Annotated in this window: 25 protein-coding genes; 3 read left to right on the top strand and 22 right to left on the bottom strand. The window is 36.4% G+C overall.

Annotated features, from left to right (window positions below):
• Positions 1 to 59: 59 nt before the first annotated feature.
• Positions 60 to 965: a deoxyribonuclease IV gene (locus tag H624_RS0103770; RefSeq protein ID WP_026866412.1), complete on the bottom strand. Its 906-nt coding sequence runs from the start codon at positions 963 to 965 to the stop codon at positions 60 to 62.
• Between the two features lie 12 nt (positions 966 to 977).
• Positions 978 to 2,315 (bottom strand): DEAD/DEAH box helicase, encoded by a 1,338-nt coding sequence (locus H624_RS0103775; RefSeq protein WP_026866413.1) that lies wholly within the window; start codon positions 2,313 to 2,315, stop codon positions 978 to 980.
• 139 nt (positions 2,316 to 2,454) lie between these two features.
• Between H624_RS0103775 and H624_RS0103780 the strand changes: the two genes are divergently transcribed.
• On the top strand, positions 2,455 to 3,417 hold the full coding sequence (locus tag H624_RS0103780; RefSeq protein WP_026866414.1) for a 4-hydroxy-3-methylbut-2-enyl diphosphate reductase: 963 nt from the start codon (positions 2,455 to 2,457) through the stop codon (positions 3,415 to 3,417).
• 48 nt (positions 3,418 to 3,465) lie between these two features.
• On the opposite strand, the gene H624_RS0103785 is transcribed toward H624_RS0103780, so the two are convergent.
• From H624_RS0103785 to ccpN, 7 genes are all read right to left on the bottom strand, one after another.
• Positions 3,466 to 4,545 carry a Nif3-like dinuclear metal center hexameric protein gene (locus H624_RS0103785; RefSeq protein ID WP_035855997.1) on the bottom strand — a complete coding sequence of 360 codons (1,080 nt, stop codon included), beginning with the start codon at positions 4,543 to 4,545 and terminating at the stop codon, positions 3,466 to 3,468.
• Complete coding sequence (locus tag H624_RS0103790) at positions 4,532 to 5,221, bottom strand: tRNA (adenine(22)-N(1))-methyltransferase (RefSeq protein WP_026866416.1); 690 nt, start codon at positions 5,219 to 5,221, stop codon at positions 4,532 to 4,534. Before H624_RS0103790 ends, H624_RS0103785 begins: the two co-directional genes overlap by 14 nt.
• A gap of 56 nt (positions 5,222 to 5,277) precedes the next feature.
• Positions 5,278 to 5,661: a c-type cytochrome gene (locus H624_RS0103795; protein WP_026866417.1), complete on the bottom strand. Its 384-nt coding sequence runs from the start codon at positions 5,659 to 5,661 to the stop codon at positions 5,278 to 5,280.
• Positions 5,662 to 5,756: 95 nt separating this feature from the next.
• Complete coding sequence (rpoD, locus tag H624_RS0103800) at positions 5,757 to 6,863, bottom strand: RNA polymerase sigma factor RpoD (RefSeq protein WP_026866418.1); 1,107 nt, start codon at positions 6,861 to 6,863, stop codon at positions 5,757 to 5,759.
• A 24-nt stretch (positions 6,864 to 6,887) separates the two neighbouring features.
• A complete protein-coding gene (dnaG, locus tag H624_RS0103805) occupies positions 6,888 to 8,642 on the bottom strand; it encodes a DNA primase (RefSeq protein WP_026866419.1) in 1,755 nt (584 codons plus the stop codon).
• Between the two features lie 4 nt (positions 8,643 to 8,646).
• Positions 8,647 to 9,471, bottom strand: a complete 825-nt coding sequence (locus H624_RS0103810; protein ID WP_026866420.1) for a pyruvate, water dikinase regulatory protein — start codon at positions 9,469 to 9,471, stop codon at positions 8,647 to 8,649.
• 6 nt (positions 9,472 to 9,477) lie between these two features.
• Positions 9,478 to 10,095: a transcriptional regulator CcpN gene (gene ccpN, locus H624_RS0103815; protein ID WP_026866421.1), complete on the bottom strand. Its 618-nt coding sequence runs from the start codon at positions 10,093 to 10,095 to the stop codon at positions 9,478 to 9,480.
• A gap of 294 nt (positions 10,096 to 10,389) precedes the next feature.
• Between ccpN and H624_RS0103820 the strand changes: the two genes are divergently transcribed.
• Together H624_RS0103820 and H624_RS0103825 are read left to right on the top strand one after the other, a co-directional pair.
• Positions 10,390 to 11,766: a glycine--tRNA ligase gene (locus H624_RS0103820; RefSeq protein WP_026866422.1), complete on the top strand. Its 1,377-nt coding sequence runs from the start codon at positions 10,390 to 10,392 to the stop codon at positions 11,764 to 11,766.
• Between the two features lie 47 nt (positions 11,767 to 11,813).
• Positions 11,814 to 12,401: an SCO family protein gene (locus H624_RS0103825; RefSeq protein WP_026866423.1), complete on the top strand. Its 588-nt coding sequence runs from the start codon at positions 11,814 to 11,816 to the stop codon at positions 12,399 to 12,401.
• A 33-nt stretch (positions 12,402 to 12,434) separates the two neighbouring features.
• Here the strand turns inward: H624_RS0103825 and recO are convergent, their stop codons facing one another.
• From recO to prmA, 13 genes are all read right to left on the bottom strand, one after another.
• On the bottom strand, positions 12,435 to 13,175 hold the full coding sequence (gene recO / locus H624_RS0103830) for a DNA repair protein RecO (RefSeq protein ID WP_026866424.1): 741 nt from the start codon (positions 13,173 to 13,175) through the stop codon (positions 12,435 to 12,437).
• Between the two features lie 14 nt (positions 13,176 to 13,189).
• The gene (gene era / locus H624_RS0103835) at positions 13,190 to 14,098 is read right to left on the bottom strand and encodes a GTPase Era (RefSeq protein WP_026866425.1); all 909 of its coding nucleotides are present in this window, start codon (positions 14,096 to 14,098) and stop codon (positions 13,190 to 13,192) included.
• The gene (gene cdd, locus H624_RS0103840) at positions 14,098 to 14,496 is read right to left on the bottom strand and encodes a cytidine deaminase (RefSeq protein WP_026866426.1); all 399 of its coding nucleotides are present in this window, start codon (positions 14,494 to 14,496) and stop codon (positions 14,098 to 14,100) included. The genes era and cdd overlap by 1 nt, the downstream gene beginning before the upstream one ends.
• Positions 14,497 to 14,506: 10 nt before the next feature.
• A complete protein-coding gene (locus H624_RS0103845) occupies positions 14,507 to 14,857 on the bottom strand; it encodes a diacylglycerol kinase family protein (RefSeq protein ID WP_026866427.1) in 351 nt (116 codons plus the stop codon).
• A complete protein-coding gene (gene ybeY / locus H624_RS0103850) occupies positions 14,853 to 15,314 on the bottom strand; it encodes an rRNA maturation RNase YbeY (RefSeq protein WP_026866428.1) in 462 nt (153 codons plus the stop codon). The genes H624_RS0103845 and ybeY overlap by 5 nt, the downstream gene beginning before the upstream one ends.
• Positions 15,311 to 16,264 carry a PhoH family protein gene (locus H624_RS0103855; protein ID WP_026866429.1) on the bottom strand — a complete coding sequence of 318 codons (954 nt, stop codon included), beginning with the start codon at positions 16,262 to 16,264 and terminating at the stop codon, positions 15,311 to 15,313. The genes ybeY and H624_RS0103855 overlap by 4 nt, the downstream gene beginning before the upstream one ends.
• 113 nt (positions 16,265 to 16,377) lie before the next feature.
• Positions 16,378 to 17,019 (bottom strand): hypothetical protein, encoded by a 642-nt coding sequence (locus H624_RS0103860; protein WP_026866430.1) that lies wholly within the window; start codon positions 17,017 to 17,019, stop codon positions 16,378 to 16,380.
• A 13-nt stretch (positions 17,020 to 17,032) separates the two neighbouring features.
• The gene (gene floA / locus H624_RS0103865) at positions 17,033 to 18,040 is read right to left on the bottom strand and encodes a flotillin-like protein FloA (protein WP_035856001.1); all 1,008 of its coding nucleotides are present in this window, start codon (positions 18,038 to 18,040) and stop codon (positions 17,033 to 17,035) included.
• Positions 18,041 to 18,061: 21 nt separating this feature from the next.
• Positions 18,062 to 18,745, bottom strand: coding sequence for an NfeD family protein (locus H624_RS0103870; RefSeq protein ID WP_035856004.1), 684 nt, complete (start codon positions 18,743 to 18,745; stop codon positions 18,062 to 18,064).
• A 120-nt stretch (positions 18,746 to 18,865) separates the two neighbouring features.
• The gene (rpsU, locus tag H624_RS0103875; RefSeq protein WP_026866433.1) at positions 18,866 to 19,042 is read right to left on the bottom strand and encodes a 30S ribosomal protein S21; all 177 of its coding nucleotides are present in this window, start codon (positions 19,040 to 19,042) and stop codon (positions 18,866 to 18,868) included.
• A 101-nt stretch (positions 19,043 to 19,143) separates the two neighbouring features.
• The gene (gene deoC, locus H624_RS0103880; RefSeq protein WP_026866434.1) at positions 19,144 to 19,809 is read right to left on the bottom strand and encodes a deoxyribose-phosphate aldolase; all 666 of its coding nucleotides are present in this window, start codon (positions 19,807 to 19,809) and stop codon (positions 19,144 to 19,146) included.
• Between the two features lie 52 nt (positions 19,810 to 19,861).
• Positions 19,862 to 20,578 (bottom strand): RsmE family RNA methyltransferase, encoded by a 717-nt coding sequence (locus H624_RS0103885; RefSeq protein WP_026866435.1) that lies wholly within the window; start codon positions 20,576 to 20,578, stop codon positions 19,862 to 19,864.
• Positions 20,578 to 21,513 carry a 50S ribosomal protein L11 methyltransferase gene (prmA, locus tag H624_RS0103890; RefSeq protein WP_026866436.1) on the bottom strand — a complete coding sequence of 312 codons (936 nt, stop codon included), beginning with the start codon at positions 21,511 to 21,513 and terminating at the stop codon, positions 20,578 to 20,580. Before prmA ends, H624_RS0103885 begins: the two co-directional genes overlap by 1 nt.
• Positions 21,514 to 21,515: the final 2 nt, after the last annotated feature.

Raw genomic sequence — 21,515 nt, forward strand, 5'->3', positions numbered from 1 at the left:
ACGAAAAAACTGTACCTGGTCATAACTTGACTAAGTACAGTTTTAGTTTCTTAATTGTTTTACTCTAACTCTGCAACCGCTGGATTGATTTTAGTGAGAAGATTTGGATCAAATTCTCCACTTCTAATCATCTCAATCTCATGTTTATATGGTGCTAAGCGATTTGACTTATCTGGACCAACAAAAGGGGTTTCTAAGATTTTAGGAATATCTTTAAACTCAGGATGATTAATAATGTAAGATAAGGCATCAAAACCTAGATATCCAAATCCAAAGTTCTCATGTCTATCTTTGTGAGCGCCAACATCATTTTTAGAGTCATTCATGTGTAATACCTTAATACGGTCGATACCAATGATCTTATCAAATTCATTTAAAACACCATCGAAGTCATTCTTAATATCATAACCTGCATCGTGAACGTGGCAAGTGTCAAAAGTAACACTCAGTCTTTCATTGTTTGTGACACCGTCAATAATCTGTGCCAGTTCTTCAAATGAGCGTCCGATTTCGGTACCTTTTCCTGCCATGGTTTCTAAAGCAATTTGTACATTATTCTTATTTGTTAAGACTTCATTTAGTCCTTCAATAATTTTCTTAATTGCGGCTTCACTACCTGCACCGACGTGTGATCCTGGATGTAGGACAATCTGACTAGCTCCCAGTGCTTCAGTTCTTACTATCTCTTCTTGGAGAAAATCCACACCTAGATTAAACACATTCTCTTTTTCTATATTAGCGATGTTAATAATATAAGGTGCATGAACGACAAAGTCACTAATACCAAGTTCTGTCATCTTTTGATGCCCTTTTTCGATGTTTAAATCTTCGATTTTTTTACGTCTCGTATTTTGTGGTGCACCAGTGTAGATCATGAAAGTATTCGCGCCATAAGATGCTGCTGTTTCTACAGATTCTTCAAGCATCTTTTTACCACTCATTGATACGTGTGACCCGAGTAACATAGTTATCCACCCCTACTTATTTTCTCTTTGTTTACGTTTCTTTTCATTTCTTGATTTAGCCTTGGCGTAACGACGTCTTTCTTGACGTTCTAACTCTTCTTTTTGGTACTTAATTTTTTTCTTATAACCTGGTTTTACTTTTTTAGGACTACGTACTTTATAGTTCTGTGTCTTATTCGTTTTAGAACGGTTGGTTCTAGACTTTCTAGTTGTACGGTCCTTGATTTCTTTAAGTTCCCCACCACGTAGGTCTTCATGATTAAAGATGTAACCTTTACTTTCCAATTCATTGATTAAGTTTTCTTCAGATGGTTCATACAAGGTAATCGCGACACCAGTGTAAGTACCACGCCCTACACGCCCTGAACGGTGTGTAAAGAACTCAATTTGTTTAGGAATATCGTAGTTAATCACATGTGAAGCACCGTCGAAATCTAGGCCACGTGCTGCTAAATCACTTGCAACGACCCAGTGATATTTCAAACCTTCAATATTTTTAATTTCCTGGCTTCTTTCACGTGGTTTTAAACCACCGTGGAAAATCCCTACATTGATACCCTCTTCTTTTAAGTAGGCATACAATTCATCTGCACGCTCACGTGAGTTAGCAAAAATTAAACCGATATAAGGCGTAATGGTACGTGTCAGTTCTAATGTCTTTTCTAACTTTGAACTACCCTTAACCGGAACTAAGCTGTAGTGAATAGACGCTTTATTTTTAGGTGTGTCAATGACGATGATTTCAGTCTCGCCAATATACTTCTCTAAGAAGTGTTTTAACGGTTCTGGAATGGTCGCAGAGAAGACTAAAAATTGACTCTGGTTAGAGATGCGATTAGAAATGTAATCCACATCATCCATGAACCCTAAGTCCACCATCAAGTCTGCTTCATCAATGACAATATTATTTGCATTATGAATATCTAAAGCTTGATTGTCGATTAAATCCCTCACTCGTCTCGGTGTACCGATAACGATTTGTGGTTGCTGATTCGCTCTATCTTCATCGCGTTTTAAATCTGTACCACCGATGAAGGCTCGGACAGTCACACCTTCAAGATGTGCTATAACTTTTTTAGCCATGTTCTCTAATTGTTTGGCTAATTCTCTAGTTGGTGTTAAAATAATTGTTTGTGTAGATTTCTTTTCATGGTCAATACCTTGAATCAAGGGTAAGAGGAAAGCGTGACTTTTACCGCTACCTGTCGCAGACTGTGCAACAACGCTTTGACCTTTCATAACTTTAGGAATTACACGTTCTTGTACTAAAGTTGGATGGGTAAAACCGATTTTCTCTATTGCATTTAGCACTGTGTCATCAAATTCAAATCTTTTAAATGCTTTGGACATATTTGTCACCTGTTCCTTTCAAACTCTACATAATTATAACTAAAATTCACTAATTACGCTATAGAATTACAATAGTTGACTTGATGATTGAAAGTGAATCAAAATCAAGTATAATCTTTATTAAGGAGGAGTTTCATTTATGGATATTATTAAAATTTCACCGCGTGGGTATTGTTATGGTGTCGTTGACGCAATGGTCATTGCAAGAAACGCATCCTTAGACAAAACTCTACCGCGTCCTATATATATTCTCGGTATGATCGTACACAATAAACATGTAACGGATGCTTTTGAAGAAGAAGGTATCATTACATTAGATGGCCCAAACCGTTTAGAAATTCTAGAACAAATTGACCACGGTACAGTAATATTTACTGCACATGGGGTATCACCACAAGTTAAAGAGAGAGCCAAAGAAAAAGGTCTAGTATGCATAGATGCGACATGTCCAGACGTAGAATTCACACATGATTTAATTAGAGAAAAAACAAAAGATGATTATCATGTGATTTATATTGGTAAGAGAAATCACCCAGAACCTGAAGGTGCTGTCGGTGTTGCGCCCGGTCAAGTACACCTAATTGAAACACCTGAAGATGTAGGGAATTTACCAGATTTCCTTTCTGATAAAAAACTCATTGTTACTAACCAAACAACAATGAGTCAGTGGGATGTCAGCCACTTAATGGACGACCTTAAAACACGTTACCCACACATCGAAGTGCATAAAGAAATTTGTCTTGCAACACAAGTAAGACAAGAAGCAGTTGCTGAACAAGCAGGAGAAGCTGACTTACTTATTGTAGTCGGTGACCCTAAGAGTAATAACTCAAACCGTCTCGCACAAGTGTCTAAGGAAATTGCACATACTAATGCATACCGCATTAGTTCCTTAAATGAATTGGACAATTCTTGGTTAGAAGGCGTTGAGAAAGTTGCAATTACTGCCGGTGCTTCGACTCCGACACCGATTGTTAAAGAAGTTATTGATTACATTAAGAACTATAACATCGAAGAGCAAAAGACACCTGAATCTGTTGTACCGATGAGAAAAATCTTGCCGAAAATTAAAAATCCTACTCCAGTTAAAATTATGGAATAGTGAAATACGAAAGCGCTTGGGACAATGATCCCAAGCGCTTTTACTTTGTTATTCAAATGGATTAGTATTCACGCTTGATGCATAGACTGTGACATCACTATACTTTTCTATCAATGATTGTAAACCATCAACCATCACTATTTCTAAATAGTGTCCAGCATCTATAATATTCCATCCGGCTAGTTTTGCAACATATGCTTCATGATATTTAACGTCACCTGTAATTAAAACATCAACGTCTTTTTTAAATACATCATTTACATAGGACATACCGGATCCACCGATGATTGCGACCTTGTTTATTGGATTATCATTTGCTTTAACTAGGTTAACAATCTTTCTATCCATTACGGCTTCTAGTCTGTTTACTAAATCATCAAGAGATTCCCCAAATTGAAAACTCACACCAAGTCCTTCGTTCTTATTCATATCAATAGAAATAATATCAAAAGCTGGAGTTTCAAATGGATGGTACTTATAAATTGCAGAAACGACTGCTTCAGTATCTTTAGCATCGAATATACACTCTAGGACAAATTCTTCTACATGTTCTAGCTCACCACTCTTACCTATCGTTGGATTGGCATTTTGACTCGGTTTAAATTGGCCTTGGACCTCATATTCAAAACTCACTTCAGAATATTCGCCCATCTTACCAACAGGTGCATTTTTAAGCATATTTTCCTTGAACTTCTCTTTTTCTTCACGTGTAATATTAATTCTAAGCTTTTTAAAATTTCCAGCTAGTGGCAGTAACACTTCCGTGTCTTCAAAGCCAAGTTTACATGCAATCATGTGGCTTACACCATTTGTCTGATGATCAAGATTCGTATGCATGGCTATTAGGTTAATATCATGTTTAATTAATTTTCTAATAATCTTCCCAATGCCAGATTCAGTTACAGATGATAATTTTGAAAAGATGAGTGGGTGGTGAGCAACAATAACATTAGCACCTAAGTCTATTGCTTCATCGACAGTGGATGTGTGACAATCGAGTGTGGTCAAAACACCCGTCACCTCGTTATTCATATCTCCGACAAGTAAACCTGTATTGTCCCAAGTTTCACTATCATTAAAGGGGGCTATTGTATCAAGAACTTTAAATAAATCTTTAACTGTGGTCATGATCAATCACCTCATTTAAAACTTGTAACTCTTTTTTTAGCTCAGTAATTTTACCTTTATTTTGTTCTGTTTCTTTAATACCAAGAAGAATTTTTTCAATATGTTGTTTTTCACGTTTTAAATCATCGATAAACAAATCTGTTCTTCTCACTAAGTTTAAAGGACCAAATCTCAGTTCTCTCTCACTATATGACGGCTTATCAGGACAATAATCAAAAACAATAATATCGTAAAAATGTGGACCATCTTTATATTGTCGTTCATCACTTACTTGGTAGTTAAGTATAGACATAACTTGTCTTACCTTGTAAGGGTAAGTATTTGCCTGAGCGATAATTCTTGGTTTTCCAGATACGTTTTTAAAGCCAGTCTCAATAATAGATGCAATCAGTGGTCCACCCATACCACATATTGTAATCGTATCGACTTGATCCGATTCATTTAAAATTTTTAAACCATCACCAAAGCGGACTTCAATCTTATCATCCATGTTTTTTTCTTTCACATTTTTTACTGATGAATCAAAGGGGCCCTCTACAACTTCTCCACAAATTGCAGATTGACATAACCCATTTTCAATCGCATAAATCGGTAGATATGCATGGTCTGAACCAATATCAACCAATGTATTACCAGTAATATAATCTGATACTAATCTCAATCGTTCATTTAACATAAATTCGCTCCTATACAGAAAAAGACTCTCAAGTTTTGAGAGTCTTTTAAAAATAATTATTGTTCAGAGAAGAATTGATATAAAGCAGTAAGTTCTTCATCTGCAATTTGATCAGCTGAGAATGCAGGCATTGAACCTCTACCATCACGAACTGTCGTTGTGAAAGTTTCTTCATCTAGGCTAGTACCAGCTAAAGCAGGCCCCATACCACCAGAGAAGTCTTGACCGTGACATGATGCACAGTTATCGCGAGCGATACCCTCAGCATCTACGTCACCGCTTGATGCCTCTTCGCCGCCACCTGATTCTTCTGAAGCACCTTCTTCGGATGCTACATCTTCTTCACCGTCATCAGTCGCCCCTACACCTGAAAGTAGGAAAACAAGTCCAACTCCTAAGAAGATAATCAGTAAAAATGGAATTATAGGATTTTTATTCAATTTGTTACCCCCTCAATACATGGATTTAATCTCATATTCAATTGTATCTCAATTTGTGACAAAGTCAAAACAATTTTGAGAAAAAATTACACATATTAGTCCATAAAATCTTTTAATTTTTTACTTCTTGAAGGATGTCTGAGTTTTCTTAAAGCCTTCGCTTCTATTTGACGAATTCGCTCTCTGGTAACCCCAAATACCTTACCAACTTCTTCAAGTGTTCTCGTACGTCCATCATCTAAACCAAATCGTAGACGAAGTACATTTTCTTCACGGTCCGTCAATGTTTCTAGAACATCTTCAAGCTGCTCTTTTAATAATTCATAAGCAGCATGATCGGAAGGACTTTGTGCCTCTTGGTCTTCTATAAAGTCACCAAGGTGGCTGTCATCTTCTTCACCAATTGGTGTTTCCAGTGATACAGGCTCTTGGGCAATTTTTAGAATTTCTCGAACCTTATCAGCTGGTAAATCCATCTCTTCACCGATTTCTTCAGGTGTTGGTTCACGACCTAAATCTTGTAATAATTGACGTTGAATACGGATTAATTTGTTAATCGTTTCAACCATGTGAACTGGAATACGAATTGTTCTAGCTTGGTCTGCAATTGCTCTAGTAATCGCTTGGCGAATCCACCAAGTTGCATAAGTGGAGAATTTGAAACCTTTAGTAAAGTCGAATTTCTCAACAGCCTTAATTAGACCCATATTCCCTTCTTGAATTAGGTCTAAAAATAACATGCCACGACCGACATAACGTTTAGCAATACTAACAACAAGACGTAAATTCGCTTCAGCTAGACGTGCACGTGCAACTTCGTCGCCTTCTTCAATTTTTTTGGCAAGTTCAACTTCTTCTGAAGCTGATAAGAGATCAACACGCCCAATCTCTTTTAAATACATTCTAACTGGGTCATTAATTTTAACACCTGGAGGTGCACTCATATCATGAAGATTAAGTTTCTCATCTTTATCAGATGCATCTTTTTCATTGACCATTTGAATGTCATTTTCATTTAAATCATCGAAAAATTCATCCATGGCATCGGAATCAAGTTCAAAGTTGGCAAGCTTATCGGCTACTTCTTCGTGAGAAAGTTGACCTTCTTTCTTACCCTTATCTAACAGATAAGTTTTAACCTGCTCAATGCTAGTAAAATCAATATCTTTTGTATCAGCAATAGCTGCTTTTTTGTTCGCCATATTGTGCCTCCTAGTTATAAAAAACTACATCTTATGAATTCTATTCAGTTCTATTATTTCCTGAGTGAGCTTAAGTTGTAGTTCTACATCATTGTCACGCTCTGCTAATTCCAATTGACGAGATAAAAGCTCAATTTCGTTTTCATTATTTCTTATACCACTTAAGTCTTCTAAGTAATCATTTATTTCACTCTCTGACACATCCTGATGAATCCTCATATTATCTAAGTCAATCAGTGTGTCTGTCAGTGCGCCGTCTAGATAGTTAAGGGCTAAAGAAATATCAAACACTTCATGTGTTTCAAAATAAACACAAAGTCCTCTAACTATATCATAATATGGTTGATAAGTTAAGATATTTTCATCGAGCTTTTCACTGTATGTCTTCAAGTATTCTGGGTGAGACATCATGATGCGTGTTAGATATCTTTCTTTTTTCTGCCTGAGACTTAAAGTCCTTCTATTGACTTCAGGTTCAGTATAGGTAGCTTCCTGTGTAACCATTGTTGATGGCATTCTGTTTTTAAGCGCATCTTTGTCAATATCGAAGATAGATGATATTACAGTAACCAACCGTTCTCTAGTTAGTGAATCTCTTACAAATTTTAAATCCTCAATCACTACACTTAGGTTCTGATTGATTTTCATGTCGTTGGCTCCAGCATCCGATTTAAATTTTTCCGCCTTAAATTGAAGATAGTGCTGCATCCGTTTTTCGATAAAATTCTCAAAACTCTCAGTACCGTATTTTTCTATATATTCATCAGGGTCCATTCCCTCAGGCAGTTTTTGAACGTACACATTCAGGCCTTCATGTAAGAGTGCGTCGCCGACCTTTAATGTTGCATTTTGCCCGGCCTTATCACCATCAAACATAATCGTAGTGTTTGATGACAATCGTTTTAATAAGGTCAAATTCTCTCGACTCAACTCTGTTCCCATGGTCCCAACAATATGTTGAACATTAGTCATCTTAACCTTTAGCACGTCCATATGCCCTTCCATAAGAATGACATTATCCATTTTTCTAATGTGTTTCCTTGCATCAGACAAGTTGAAGAATAGTTCTCTTTTTTTAAATATATCTGTTTCTGGTGTGTTTAAATACTTCGGTTCACTACCATCTATGCTCCGAGCTGTAAAACCAATGTGATTACCTTGATGATTCTTAATCGGAATCATAATCCGTCCGACAAATCGATCATAGTAAGAAAAATTTTCTTCATTTCTAGACAGTAGCCCTGCTTGGTAGGCCGATTCTTCATTATATCCTTGCTCTAGCAATGCATTTTTTGCAAAGTAAGACATCGCAGGAGCAAAGCCTATTTTTTCTTGTCGAATCAGGTCCGTTGTAAATCCTCTATCAAGTAAATATTGTAGAGGTTGATTTCCTTCATTCGTATTCATTAACAGATGATGATATAAGTCAGTCATATATTCATGCATCTTGATCTGTGACATATCACCTTGATCAACTTCAATTTCACCAGTTTCAATCTTAATGTCTAATGGTTCACCGAGTTTTTTTGCCGCTTCTGTAAAACTAATATTTTCAATTTCCATTAGGAATTGAAAAACATTACCACCCTTTTTACAGCCGAAACAATGTGCAATCTGTTTGTCCGGACTTACTGAAAAGGATGGTGTTTTCTCGTCATGAAACGGGCACAGACCAACATAGTTACGCCCGCGTCTCTCAAGTTTTATATAGCTTGAAACTAAGTCTATTATGTCGGTCTGTGTTCTTATGTTTTCAATTGTTTCCTCGGGTATTTTCAAATAATCACCCTCTGATATTACTTTCGCTATCTACATATCTCATGATAGCATTCGCAGTTTCTTCAATGGCCTTATCAGATACATCAATTACTGGACAGCCTATTTTTCCAATTATTTCATCAAAATAAGATAGTTCCTCATCTATTCTTGAGCCATTCGCGTACATCGCAGTATCTTTTAGGCCAAGCTGTGATAGTCTTTCTTTTCTGATTCTATTTAATGTTTCTGGATTAATTCTAAGGGCCACACACTTTTTAGGATTGACCTCAAATAATTCTTGAGGGGGTTTAACTTCTGGAACTAGTGGAACATTCATAACCTTATATTTTTTTAAGGCTAAAAATTGAGATAATGGGGTTTTCGATGTACGAGATACACCAATTAATATGATATCTGCCTTATCTAAGCCGCTCGTATCCTTGCCATCATCATATTTAACTGCAAATTCAATTGCTTCAATTTTTTTAAAGTAATCTTCGTCTAAGCGGTGGACTCTTCCCGGTTCATTTAATGGTACTTGGCCAGTTGCATTAGAGATTTCACGTATTAATGGGCCCATAACATCAATATAAGAAATTTCTTCTTGAACCATTTCAGCATCTATGTACTCTCTTAATGAAGGGGTGATTATAGTGTATACAACTAAAGCATCTTTACTTTTAGCTAAATCGATGACATCATCAATATCTTCAGTAGAGTCTACATAAGGGTAACGAATTATAATATTATCTGGAGCATCAAGATCGAATTGTGAGAGACAAGCTTTTGTGACTAGTTCACCGGTTTCTCCTACAGAGTCTGATGCAACGATTACTTTTAAGTTTGTCATATATAATCACTCCATTAAGTTTACGAATACTTTTGTAATATTAGTTTTAGTGATTCGACCGATGACTTCTAAATTATCATCTACGTCTTTAACGACTGGTAGAGAGTCAATTTGACGGTCAATAAGCTGTTTTGCTGCGTACAAAAGTGAATCATCAGCGTAACATACAGTTATATTAGGCTTTCTCATCATAATTGTACTAACCGAAGTGTTTTCAATATCACTAAAGCTCATCGTGCCTTTGAGTAAGTCTTTTCTTGAAACAACGCCTTGCAACGTTTTTACTTCGTCAATAACATACAGTGTACCAACATCCTCTAAAAACATTTTAACGATTGCATCATAGATTGTTGTTTCAGTTGTAATAACTATTGGTAAGCTTTGCACATCTTTAACGAGTAAATTATTTACCTTGAGAGAAATGACATCATTAGTTTCTTTCCCTGTATAGTAATAACCGACTCTCGGCCTAGCATCTAAAAATCCTGACATCGTTAAAATTGCCAAGTCCGGTCTCAATGTCGCTCTTGTTAAAGACAATTGTGCAGCGATATTACTTCCTGTAATGGGACCATGTTGCTTTACAATGTTTAGTATTTTTTCTTGTCGCTCATTCAGTTCCACGTTCTCACTCCCAACATAAATATTATATAATATTTATCGAGATAAAGAAATATGATCGCACTTGCATTCCAAACTAGCCGATTATATAATAGCATTAAGCGAGTTAAGGATGGTGTAAGCTTAACAACAAATTTGGCATTGAAATAACTTATAAAATAACTTTATATATAAAAGCGAGTTTTCTTACTAAATTGGGTGGAACCGCGGGCTACGCTCGTCCCTGGATAGCATATATTATTGCTGTCCAGGGATTTTTCTATATCAAAGTTAAAAATAAAAGGAGTTGCATTTATCATGAATATGGATACGATTGTAAACTTAGCAAAAACGAGAGGCTTTGTTTTCCCGGGTAGTGAAATCTACGGTGGTCTTGCAAATACTTGGGACTATGGTCCACTTGGAATCGCCCTTAAAAACAATGTTAAAAACGCATGGTGGAAAAAATTCATTCAGGAATCACCATACAATGTTGGTATTGACGCTGCCATCTTAATGAATCCTAAAACTTGGGAAGCATCAGGTCACTTAGGAAACTTTAATGACCCAATGATAGACTGTAAAAACTGTAAATCGCGTCACCGTGCAGACAAATTGATCGAAGATGTCATGCAAAAAGAAGATGACACTTTTGTTGCTGATGGTTTATCTTTCGATAGAATGAAAGAAATAATCGAAGAAAAGAACATCGTTTGCCCGACTTGTGGTGCCAACGATTATACTGAAATTCGTCAGTTTAACTTGATGTTTAAAACCTTCCAAGGTGTAACAGAAGGTTCAACAAACGAATTATTCCTCCGTCCAGAAACTGCACAAGGTATCTTTGTAAACTACAAAAATGTTCAAAGAACAATGCGTAAAAAATTACCATTTGGTATCGGACAAGTTGGTAAATCATTCCGTAATGAGATTACCCCTGGTAACTTCACTTTTAGAACACGTGAATTTGATCAGATGGAACTTGAATTCTTCTGTAAGCCAGGTACTGAAATTGAGTGGCAAAACTACTGGAAAGATTTCGCTGTTAACTGGTTAAAAGATTTAAATCTAAAAGAAGAAAACACTCGTCTTAGAGACCATGATGAAGATGAATTATCACACTACTCTAACGCAACGACTGACATAGAATATAAATTCCCATTTGGCTGGGGTGAGCTTTGGGGTATTGCAAGTCGTACAGACTTCGACCTTCGTAAGCATATGGAGCACTCTAATGAGGACTTCAATTATCATGATCCTGAAACGAACGAAAAGTATGTGCCATACTGTATCGAGCCATCACTTGGTTTAGACCGTATGACTTTAGCATTCCTATGTGATGCTTACGACGAAGAAACGCTTGAAGGTGATGAGAAACGTACAGTATTACGCTTCCACCCGACGCTTGCACCGTTTAAAGCAGCTGTTTTACCACTATCTAAGAAATTAAGCTCTGAAGCTATGGAAGTTTATTCTAAACTTGCGGGCGACTTCAACATAGAGTTCGATGAATCTCAATCAATCGGTAAACGTTACCGTCGTCAAGATGAAATTGGTACACCGTACTGTATTACATTTGACTTTGATTCATTAGAAGATAAGAAAGTGACCATCAGAGATCGTGATACGATGGAACAAACACGTATTGCAATCGACGATGTCCATGACTTCTTATCATCAAGAATCAAATATTAATAAAAGGCACCTTAGGGTGCCTTTTACATATAAGGGGGCGTCACCCGTTGAAACGATACTTATTATTATTTCTTGTTATAATCCTCTCATCGTGTTCAAACGACATAGAACCCAATTCATATTATGGTAACACCTTAAAAGATTTTGAAGCAATCAATCAAGATGGCCAAAGTTTTACACGTGATAACATGGAAAACAAGGTATGGCTCGTCAATCAGATCTTTACAAACTGTGTGACTGTTTGTCCTCCAATGACTGCCAATCTAGCCGAATTGACAACTAAGCTTAAAGATAATAATCTTACCGATGTAGGGCTGGTCAGCTTTTCTGTAGATCCAGAATACGACAGTCCAGAAATACTCAGTGAATATATCAGTTGGTACGACAAAGATGAAAGTATCGAATGGCAATTACTCACTGGCTATGACTTTGAATATATTAGAGACTATGCACTTAACAATTTTAAATCTGTCATCAAAGCACCACAAGACGGTGGCAACCAGGTTTTACATAGTACAGCCTTATATCTTGTAGACGAAGATGGTGTGCTAATAAAAGATTATTCCGGTGTAGACGTTGGAGAACAAGAATTCAATTCTGATGAAATAATTAAGGATTTAAGAAAGCTAAATTAAACATATAAACGTCCCTAGCATTAGCTAAGGACGTTATTTGTCTATTAATTTTTTACTTTTAAAATATACACCACTATATTCATCATAAAGCATCTCTATAAATCGTAGTAATTGCTTACCTATGTCTTCTGAAATATGAATACTTTTTACATCTCTAATTTTAACGTGCTTTAAATATAGTGAAAAATATAGCACCTTATTCGATATTGCAACTGCCCGTTCTAGACTTTCTTCACTTAAACAACGATTGCAGATTACACTGTGGTATTTAAATGAATAGTGACTATAGTTTTGATAATTAGACTCGCCGCAAATCGCACAAGAATCAACATTAAGTTCGCCACCGTAGGCAGGTAACATTTTAATAAGTACTAAACTTGTAACTGAATAGCGTTCATTATTATCATCTAGAAGGTCATAGGCTTTCCTTAAAAGATTGTAGTAGGCACTTTCAGCATAGTTCTCATCCAGTGCTCGACTGATAACTTCTAATATATAAGAACCATGTGTATATAGCTCAAAGTTACTATTTAAATTTGTATAACGCTCGGTCACATCAACATCATTTAAAGTACCCATACCTTTGAAACGATTATATGTAAACAGCGCTTCTAAGAAACCTTGTCTCAATACAGTAAAAGGGCTTTTCGGTTTGTTAAAGCCTCTAGCCATCAAGGGAACTTGTTCCCCACTCTCTGTTAATATTGTTATGATACGGCTAGTCTCACTGTAATTTGTCTGCCTGATCATCATGCCTGTTTGCTGATAAATCATTTACTCACCTATTTTTAATATTCTTCATCCTTATAGCCGAGTGAGCGAATAAATTGTGGTTTATTTCTCCAATCTTTCTGGACCTTAACCCATAGCTCAAGGTACACCTTACTACCCAATAAGTTTTCTATGTCACGACGCGCCTCTTGTCCGATTTCCTTAAGCATCTTACCACCCTTACCGATAACCATGCCTTTTTGTGAATCGCGTTCTACAAAGATGGTTGCCTCGACGTGGACTTTGCCACCATCATCTTGCCCTTTCATCTTCAATACTTCAACACCAATTGCATGAGGCAATTCTTGACTGAGGCGATGCAAGGCCTTTTCTCTAATCAATTCACTAACAATAAAGAACTCAGGGTGGTCTGTAATTCTATCTTTTGGATAGTACATTGGCCCTTCTGGTAAATGGGTTTCGATTACACTGAGTAGACGGTCAATGTTGTTACCCTGTAAGGCTGATATTGGGACGATATCACTAAACTCTAATTTATCTTTGTACACTTCAATTTGCTTTAATAGCTCATCTGGGTGGACAAGATCAATCTTATTTAAGACAAGAATAATCGGCGTCTTTGTATGTTTTAACATATCAATAATGTATTCATCACCGCGACCAATTTCTTCTGCAGCATTTATGATAAACAAGATGACCTCTGTCTCACGTAAAGTGTTTCTAGCAACCTTCATCATGTGTTCACCGAGCTGATGCTTAGGTTTATGGATACCAGGCGTATCAATAAAAACGATCTGACAATCATCCTTTGTATAGACTCCCTGCACCTTGTTTCTTGTTGTCTGTGTTTTATCAGACATAATTGCAACTTTTTGACCGAGTACCTTATTCATAAAGGTAGACTTGCCGACATTTGGTCGACCTATAATGCTGACGAAACCGGATTTAAACCCTCCAAAATCCATTACTCCATATCCTTTCCACTAAAACCGAGTGGTAGTAAATCATCTACTGTGCGCTCGATCACTTCCCCACTTGGGCTGACTAAAAATACTGGCATGTCATCATGGCATAACTCTTTCATAACCTGTCTACAAGTACCACATGGGCTAGCAGGTTCTTTAGCATCTGTAACGACAACAATCGCCTTAAATTTTCTCTTATTATTTGCATAGGCAGTAACTAGGGCCGTTCTTTCCGCACAAATTGTTGCTGGGTAAGCAGCATTTTCAATATTAGCACCGTAAATATACTCATCTTCATCTGTAATTAGTAACGCACCGACGTTAAATTTTGAATAAGGTGTATAGGCATTATCTTTCGCCTTTAAAGCTTCTTCTAACCACTCAGATTTGAATTCCATTCGTTTCCTCCTAAAATATCTGAATTATATAAGGTATAAACACAGTAAAACCAATCACTACAGCATAAATACATGCAAGCACTACAGCAAAAGCTGCAACGTCTTTAGCGTATTTTGCAAATAAATTATAAGAATCTGTCGATAAATCTACAGCGTATTCAATAGCCGTATTCAATGCTTCAACTATTAAAACCATAAAGATTGCTGAAGTGACAAATAACCATTCGACCTTAGATATATTAAAACAGAATCCAAAGCCGATCACTAGTGCTGCAATGATTAAATGAACTAAAAAATTATAATCTTTTTTTAGTAATCGGTACAATCCCTGGAGAGGATACTTAAATCGACTAGGATTAATCTCTTGTCACTCCAAAGGCAGTTAATATTTCTTCTTGTTTTCCATTCATTTCTTTTTCCTCATCGCTCTCCATGTGATCGTAGCCAAGCAAATGTAGAAATCCGTGTAAGCTTAAAAATAACAACTCTCTACGGTAGGAATGACCGTAATCTTCTGCTTGTTCTTTAGCACGGTCTGTAGAAATAATAATATCACCCAATGTACGTGGTGCATCTTCATGAATTAAGTTGAGTTCATCTTCTTCAAGTGCAAAGGAAATCACATCTGTAATACTGTCCTTGTCACGGTAGTCACGATTAATATCTTTAATCTCTTCATTAGATACGAAAGATACCGACACTTCTGCAGGCCCTTCTTCTTTTAAATGTTTATACGCAAATGATAAGAGGTCACTAATATCGTTTTGTTCTTCAGTTGTAACAAAACTACCTTCATCGATGAAATCTACATTAATCATAAGTTCGCATCCTTTTCGTAGGCAACTATAATCTTAGAAACAAGTGGATGTCTGACAACATCACTCTCGTCCATTCGATTAATTGCAATACCTTTAATATTCTCCAATCGCTTAACAGACTCAACTAAACCACTCTTTGTAGAACCAGGTAAGTCAATTTGAGTTTCATCACCAGTGACAATCATTTTTGAACCAAATCCGAGACGTGTTAAAAACATCTTCATCTGCATCTCAGTTGTATTTTGTGCTTCATCAAGTATGACAAAGGCGTCATTCAAAGTACGTCCACGCATGTACGCTAAAGGTGCCACTTCAATAATGCCTCGCTCAATTAGACGGTCTGTTGTTTCAGCACCTAATACGGCATGTAAACCATCATACAATGGTCTTAAATATGGATCTACCTTTTCCTTTAAATCTCCTGGTAAGAATCCGAGGTTCTCCCCAGCTTCAACTGCAGGTCTTGTAAGAACAATACGTTTAACTTGGTTTTCTCTGAGCATCTGACAAGCGATTACCACAGCTAAAAAAGTTTTTCCGGTACCAGCCGGGCCAATTCCAAAAGTTAAATCGTGTTTTTTAATATTATCGACATATACTCTCTGACCTGTTGTTTTTGCTTTTATACTCTTACCTTTAGAGTCTTTAGCTATTTCTTCATTATAGAGATCTTGTAAATATTCAATGGTTTTATTTTTAGCCATCATTGCAGCAGATTGAACATCTCTAAGAGAAATACTCATTCCCCGCTGAATTATTTTTAATAAATGAAGCAACACATCTTCAACAAGTTCGACTTTTTCTTCATCTTCTCCGCTCACAGTAATTTCATTACCAAGCGTGTGAATTTTTACGTCAAACTCTTCTTCAAGATAAGTGATGTGTGAATCATTTGCGCCTATTAGAGCTTGAGCTTCATCTAGGCTATCAATATTAATAATATTAGGCATTTACAAACCCCTTTTTAAGTAGTGTTATTCTATTTAAATTTACCACTATAAAAGTACTACTGCAATTAAGAAGTCGTAAAAAAACATGCAGGTGGTTACCTGCATGTTCTTAATTACTGCTTAGATTTTGGTTTACCGAGAATTTCCGACATAATAATACCATTCACAACAGATTTAGAATCAAAACTGATATCACCACTTGTAATATCTGTTTCCTTGATTCTATCTTTATTTTGTCTATTATTTTGTCGTTCCTCAATCATATCTTTTGTTAGACCTTCATCCATTGTTATACGCTCATCATAAGCCTCAGTGAGCACTTTCTCTTTAGCTTGATTTGCTCTGTTTGAATGTCTAGAACGGTCTGTCTTACGTTTTTCATAATCAGATACATTTTGTGAAGTATTTTGACGATTGTTAGAGCGTTGAATTGTTTCTCTAGCTTGTCTTTCTGCCGTTTGTGTTCTAGACTGATTTTCAGCTCTTTTTCTAGGTTCTGTTTGAGGTTGTCCCTCTATTTCTTTCTCAAAATTCTTCATTTCCTTCTCAAAATTTTCTTGTAAGTTTTCAAAAAATCCTTTATTCTCAGTTGTTTGGTTTTGTTGATCTTGACGTCTTCTTGGTGCAGTTTTTGACTTACGATCTAATTTAGAAGGATCGATATTACGTTTTTCTTCATTCTTTTTGTTTGATTGACTACTGATGATTGAAGAAATAATACCGAGTACAATTATAACGATTGGAATTAATTCCATTACTCATCACACCCTATTCTTCGTCGTTGTAGCGTGTAGGGTTCGTCATCTTATTAATAGAGTCTCTCATACTTGTATCAGCTTCTACATTTTTAAGATTGTAGTAATCTGAAGCACTGATATTGCCATCTTCTAATGCTTGAGCAAAGGCAAGTGGTACACGTGATTCTGCTTCTACTACTTTCGCTCTCATCTCTTGAACGCGTGCTTTCATTTCTTGCTCTTGGGCAACGGCCATTGCACGACGTTCTTCGGCTTTCGCTTGTGCAATATTCTTATCTGCAACAGCTTGTTCCGTTTGTAGATCTGCCCCAATGTTCTTACCGATATCAACATCTGCAATATCAATCGAAAGAATTTCAAAGGCAGTACCTGCATCGAGGCCTTTCGATAGTACAGTTTGTGAGATTTTTTCTGGGTTTTCTAGTACTTCAGCGTGTTTAGTTGAAGAACCAATTGTAGAAATGACACCCTCACCAACGCGGGCAATGATTGTTTCTTCACCAGCACCACCGACTAGACGTTCGATGTTTGCTCTAACTGTAATTCTAGCTTTAGCTTTAACCTCGATACCATCAACTGCAACACCTGCAATGAATGGTGTTTCAATAACTTTAGGGTTTACACTCATTTGTACAGCTTCAAGTACGTCACGTCCTGCAAGGTCGATTGCAGCACAACGTTCGAAAGTTAAATTGATGTCCGCACGTTGGGCAGCAATAAGCGCATCTACAACTCTGTCTACATTACCACCTGCTAAGAAGTGTGACTCAAGCTGGTTCGTTTTTAATTGAATTCCGGCTTTGTGTGCTTTAATCATTGGTTCAATTACACGTTTTGGTTTAACACGTCTTAGACGCATACCAACTAAAGTGAAAATACCAACTTTAACCCCTGCAGCAATTGCAGAAATCCATAAACCAATTGGTACAAACGATAAAATAATTGCTAGGGCGATAAAAATAACAACAATAATCAATAGTGTTATTATTGTCCCACCAGTAATAAATCCTAATGCCATATGTTTCTCTCCTTTGTTTTACTATTCTTCTAACGGTCTAACGACAACTCTAGTACCTTCTACATAAATAATTTTCACCTTTACTCCACTCGCGATATAGGCGCCTTCAGCTACTGCATCAATCCGTTCATCACCGTGTCTGATTGTTCCAGAAGGTCTTAGAACGGTATGAGTAACCGCCTCTTCACCAACTAGGTGAGAGCGATCATCAAACGATGTATAACCTGACTCCTTATCAGTTGCATCATCTAAAATGAGCTTACTTAAAAAAGGTATTCTTCTTTTCTTATGTTTCACAAATATCACCCACTCTACTACTGCTAATATAAGTATTACAGCTAAGAAAACAGCATATAAACCGGGATCTTCGCTTACAACCAAAATACTCGCAGCAAATAAAATTACACCAAATATTCCTAGAATCATACCGATCACAAAAAATTCTACAAGAATTAAAAATGCACTCAGCAAAATAAGAATTAAAGCAGTATAATTTCCACTACCTGTAAGAAAGTGACCTGTAAAGAATACAAATATTGAAATGACACTTAAGACACCAATAATATTAATTCTTTCAGAAAAGAGTTGGTAGATTACACCGAGGAAGAACAATGCTAATAATAGAAATGCGATGGGTGGTGATGTAATTATATCTACATAGTTGTTCAATATATTATAAATGTTAGATAAATACACATTAACCATGCACATCCCTCCTACTTTCGATTATACATGACTATTATGGAATTGCGATAATAAAACAAAAAAACAGCGTACAAAAATGTACGCTGTTTTATATATCACTTATCAGAGGGAAGAGTGATATTACTTGAACTTACGCTTACGCGCAGCTTCAGATTTTTTCTTACGTCTTACACTAGGTTTTTCGTAATGCTCTCTTTTACGTGCTTCTTGTAGAGTACCGCTTTTAGAAACTGTACGCTTAAAACGTCGTAAAGCATCTTCTAGTGGCTCGTTCTGTTTAACAACAGTTTTTGACATGTGTTTTCCCTCCCTCCGATAATGCAAAAGGCTAATTCACATAGTAGATACTATGTACTTCAGTATTATAATATATTGTGATTGTTTCAGTCAATATTTAATTAATAATCATTATCCGAAACTGCACCATTAACAATCGCTATCCCACTAGATGCACCGATTCTTGTTGCACCAACTTCAATCATTTTCTGGGCATCTTCAAGTGAGCGTACACCACCACTTGCTTTAACACCCATCTCTTCACCGACAGTTAAGCGCATCAATGTAACTGATTCAACGCTTGCGCCACTGCCATTAAATCCTGTAGAAGTCTTAACAAAGTCCGCACCTGCTTCTTTACTTAATTTAGATGCAGTCACGATTTCATCTTCAGTCAATAAGGCAGATTCAATAATAACTTTAACTAAAGCATCATTATCCGCAGCATCAACTACACTTTTAATGTCTGTTCTCACGTAATCTTCATTTCCATCTTTAAGTTGACCAATGTTGATGACCATGTCGACTTCATCTGCACCATTTTCAATCGCATTTCGCGTCTCAAAAGCTTTTGTTTCTGAACTTGTCGCACCATGCGGGAAACCGATGACAGTACAAACTTTTACTTCACTGTCTTTTAATGCTTCACTTGCTGTACTCACCCATGATGGCTGGATGCATACACTAAAGAAGCCATACTCGTCAGCTTCCTTGGATAATTTTAAGATTTCTTCCTTAGTCGCAGCTGGACTTAGTAAAGTGTGATCAATATACTTTGCAATGTTCATAAGGACACTCCTAATAATTAATTTCGAGCATAATAATAATAGCACATTTTCTTTATTCGAAATAGTTACCAATTACAGATAATGCATACAATGGTGCAGTTTCAGCTCTCAATATTCTATGCCCTAAGCTGACATTTGAATCATTCTTAAATAATTCGACCTCTTTAGATGTAAAACCACCCTCTGGCCCAAAGATGAATGCAATATTTTTGGCATTTGAATGCTCTAAGACAGAAGTAATTGGTATACCAGAAATATTGTAATCCTCATAAGCGAAAAGTACCAAATCATAAGAAGAAAAATCGATTGTCTTTAAGCGACCATCAAAAGACACTTGAGGAATAACAGTTCTCTTACTCTGTTCTGCAGCCTCTCTTACAATTTTTTCAAACCGTTCTAAGCGGCTCTTTTCCTTCTTTTGATCTAGCTTAACGACACTTCTATCCGCCTTGTATAATACGAAATCAGAGGCACCTAACTCAGTAGATTTCTGTAAGACAGTATCCATCTTATCACCTTTTAAAAGTGGACTAAACACAGTGATTTGAACAGGTAATTCCACATCACTCGTCAATTGTTCCAACACTTTATATTCAAGCGGTTCGATTGAGATCAACTGAACAAAATAAGCGGTGTTCGTACAATCTACAACAGTGAAAGTATCATCTACATTAGAACGCATGACATTTCTAATATGATGATGATGTGTAGGGTCCATCTCATAAACTCCACCTATTGAAACTTCTATTTCAATAAAATAACGTTGCATTATTTCACCTTTTTCGCAAGTATTGCCACCCAGCCATCTTGTTCTAAGACATCTTCAATATTAAAGCCAACTCGCTCCATATGCTGAACAATACTATCTCTCTTTTCTGTAATAATACCAGAAGCAATAAAACTACCATTCTCTTTTAAGGTATTATAAGCATCATCGATCATCACATCGATAATATGCGCTAAGATATTTGCTACCACAACATCATATTTGCCATCTTCAGTAGTCAATAAGTCTGCACTTTCTACTTTGATTGCATCACTGCATTGATTCAGCTCAAAGTTCTCTTTTGAAACTTGTAAGGACAGATCATCAATGTCAGTTGCCTTAATATTTTTAGCGCCTAAAAGATGTGCCCCAATGGATAAAATCCCAGAACCTGTACCAACGTCAATAACATCATCGCCTTTTTGTACTACATCTTCCATCAAAGTTAAACACAGGCTAGTTGTTGCATGGTCACCGGTACCAAAAGCCATACCTGGATCAATTTTAATGACCTTATCCTCACTTTGGATATTCACGTCATCAAACTCCCATGATGGTATGATAAAGAAGTTTTTACCTACTTTAAAGTTATGAAAGTGTTTTTTCCATTCATTTTCCCAGTCAGCTTCATTGATGATTGTATGATTGATTGTAATATTTTCCTTGTCGAATAATGATCCAGTTGCTATAAAGGAGTTTATTTCTTCTAATTTATCATTAATATCTATGGTTTCATCAAAATAAACTGTAATAGTTATATCACTTTCAGGATAATCATTTGGATCTAGACGGAATTTATCGTCAAAATCAGTTACACCTTCACGTAGTATATCTAGAGCATATTCAATAGAAACACCCTTGGCTATTGTATTTAAAAACATAGTAAGAGTCTCTTCATTTTCTTTTTTGGTACCAATTGTGATCTCATGCCATTTCATCA

Source organism: Jeotgalicoccus marinus DSM 19772 (assembly GCF_000425825.1).
Lineage (GTDB): Bacteria > Bacillota > Bacilli > Staphylococcales > Salinicoccaceae > Jeotgalicoccus > Jeotgalicoccus marinus.

Coding starts and splice junctions, on each gene's coding strand:
- rpoD (WP_026866418.1), bottom strand. CDS start 6,863: ATGGCGAACAAAAAAGCAGCTATTGCTGATACAAAAGATATTGATTTT.
- H624_RS0103780 (WP_026866414.1), top strand. CDS start 2,455: ATGGATATTATTAAAATTTCACCGCGTGGGTATTGTTATGGTGTCGTT.
- floA (WP_035856001.1), bottom strand. CDS start 18,040: ATGGCATTAGGATTTATTACTGGTGGGACAATAATAACACTATTGATT.
- recO (WP_026866424.1), bottom strand. CDS start 13,175: ATGATTTATCAGCAAACAGGCATGATGATCAGGCAGACAAATTACAGT.
- H624_RS0103885 (WP_026866435.1), bottom strand. CDS start 20,578: ATGCAACGTTATTTTATTGAAATAGAAGTTTCAATAGGTGGAGTTTAT.
- ybeY (WP_026866428.1), bottom strand. CDS start 15,314: ATGATTAATGTAGATTTCATCGATGAAGGTAGTTTTGTTACAACTGAA.
- H624_RS0103810 (WP_026866420.1), bottom strand. CDS start 9,471: ATGACAAACTTAAAAGTAATCGTTGCATCAGACTCTGTAGGAGAAACC.
- H624_RS0103860 (WP_026866430.1), bottom strand. CDS start 17,019: ATGGAATTAATTCCAATCGTTATAATTGTACTCGGTATTATTTCTTCA.
- H624_RS0103820 (WP_026866422.1), top strand. CDS start 10,390: ATGAATATGGATACGATTGTAAACTTAGCAAAAACGAGAGGCTTTGTT.
- cdd (WP_026866426.1), bottom strand. CDS start 14,496: ATGGAATTCAAATCTGAGTGGTTAGAAGAAGCTTTAAAGGCGAAAGAT.
- H624_RS0103870 (WP_035856004.1), bottom strand. CDS start 18,745: ATGGTTAATGTGTATTTATCTAACATTTATAATATATTGAACAACTAT.
- H624_RS0103785 (WP_035855997.1), bottom strand. CDS start 4,545: ATGACCACAGTTAAAGATTTATTTAAAGTTCTTGATACAATAGCCCCC.
- H624_RS0103855 (WP_026866429.1), bottom strand. CDS start 16,264: ATGCCTAATATTATTAATATTGATAGCCTAGATGAAGCTCAAGCTCTA.
- rpsU (WP_026866433.1), bottom strand. CDS start 19,042: ATGTCAAAAACTGTTGTTAAACAGAACGAGCCACTAGAAGATGCTTTA.
- deoC (WP_026866434.1), bottom strand. CDS start 19,809: ATGAACATTGCAAAGTATATTGATCACACTTTACTAAGTCCAGCTGCG.
- H624_RS0103770 (WP_026866412.1), bottom strand. CDS start 965: ATGTTACTCGGGTCACACGTATCAATGAGTGGTAAAAAGATGCTTGAA.
- prmA (WP_026866436.1), bottom strand. CDS start 21,513: ATGAAATGGCATGAGATCACAATTGGTACCAAAAAAGAAAATGAAGAG.
- era (WP_026866425.1), bottom strand. CDS start 14,098: ATGGATTTTGGAGGGTTTAAATCCGGTTTCGTCAGCATTATAGGTCGA.
- H624_RS0103790 (WP_026866416.1), bottom strand. CDS start 5,221: ATGTTAAATGAACGATTGAGATTAGTATCAGATTATATTACTGGTAAT.
- H624_RS0103775 (WP_026866413.1), bottom strand. CDS start 2,315: ATGTCCAAAGCATTTAAAAGATTTGAATTTGATGACACAGTGCTAAAT.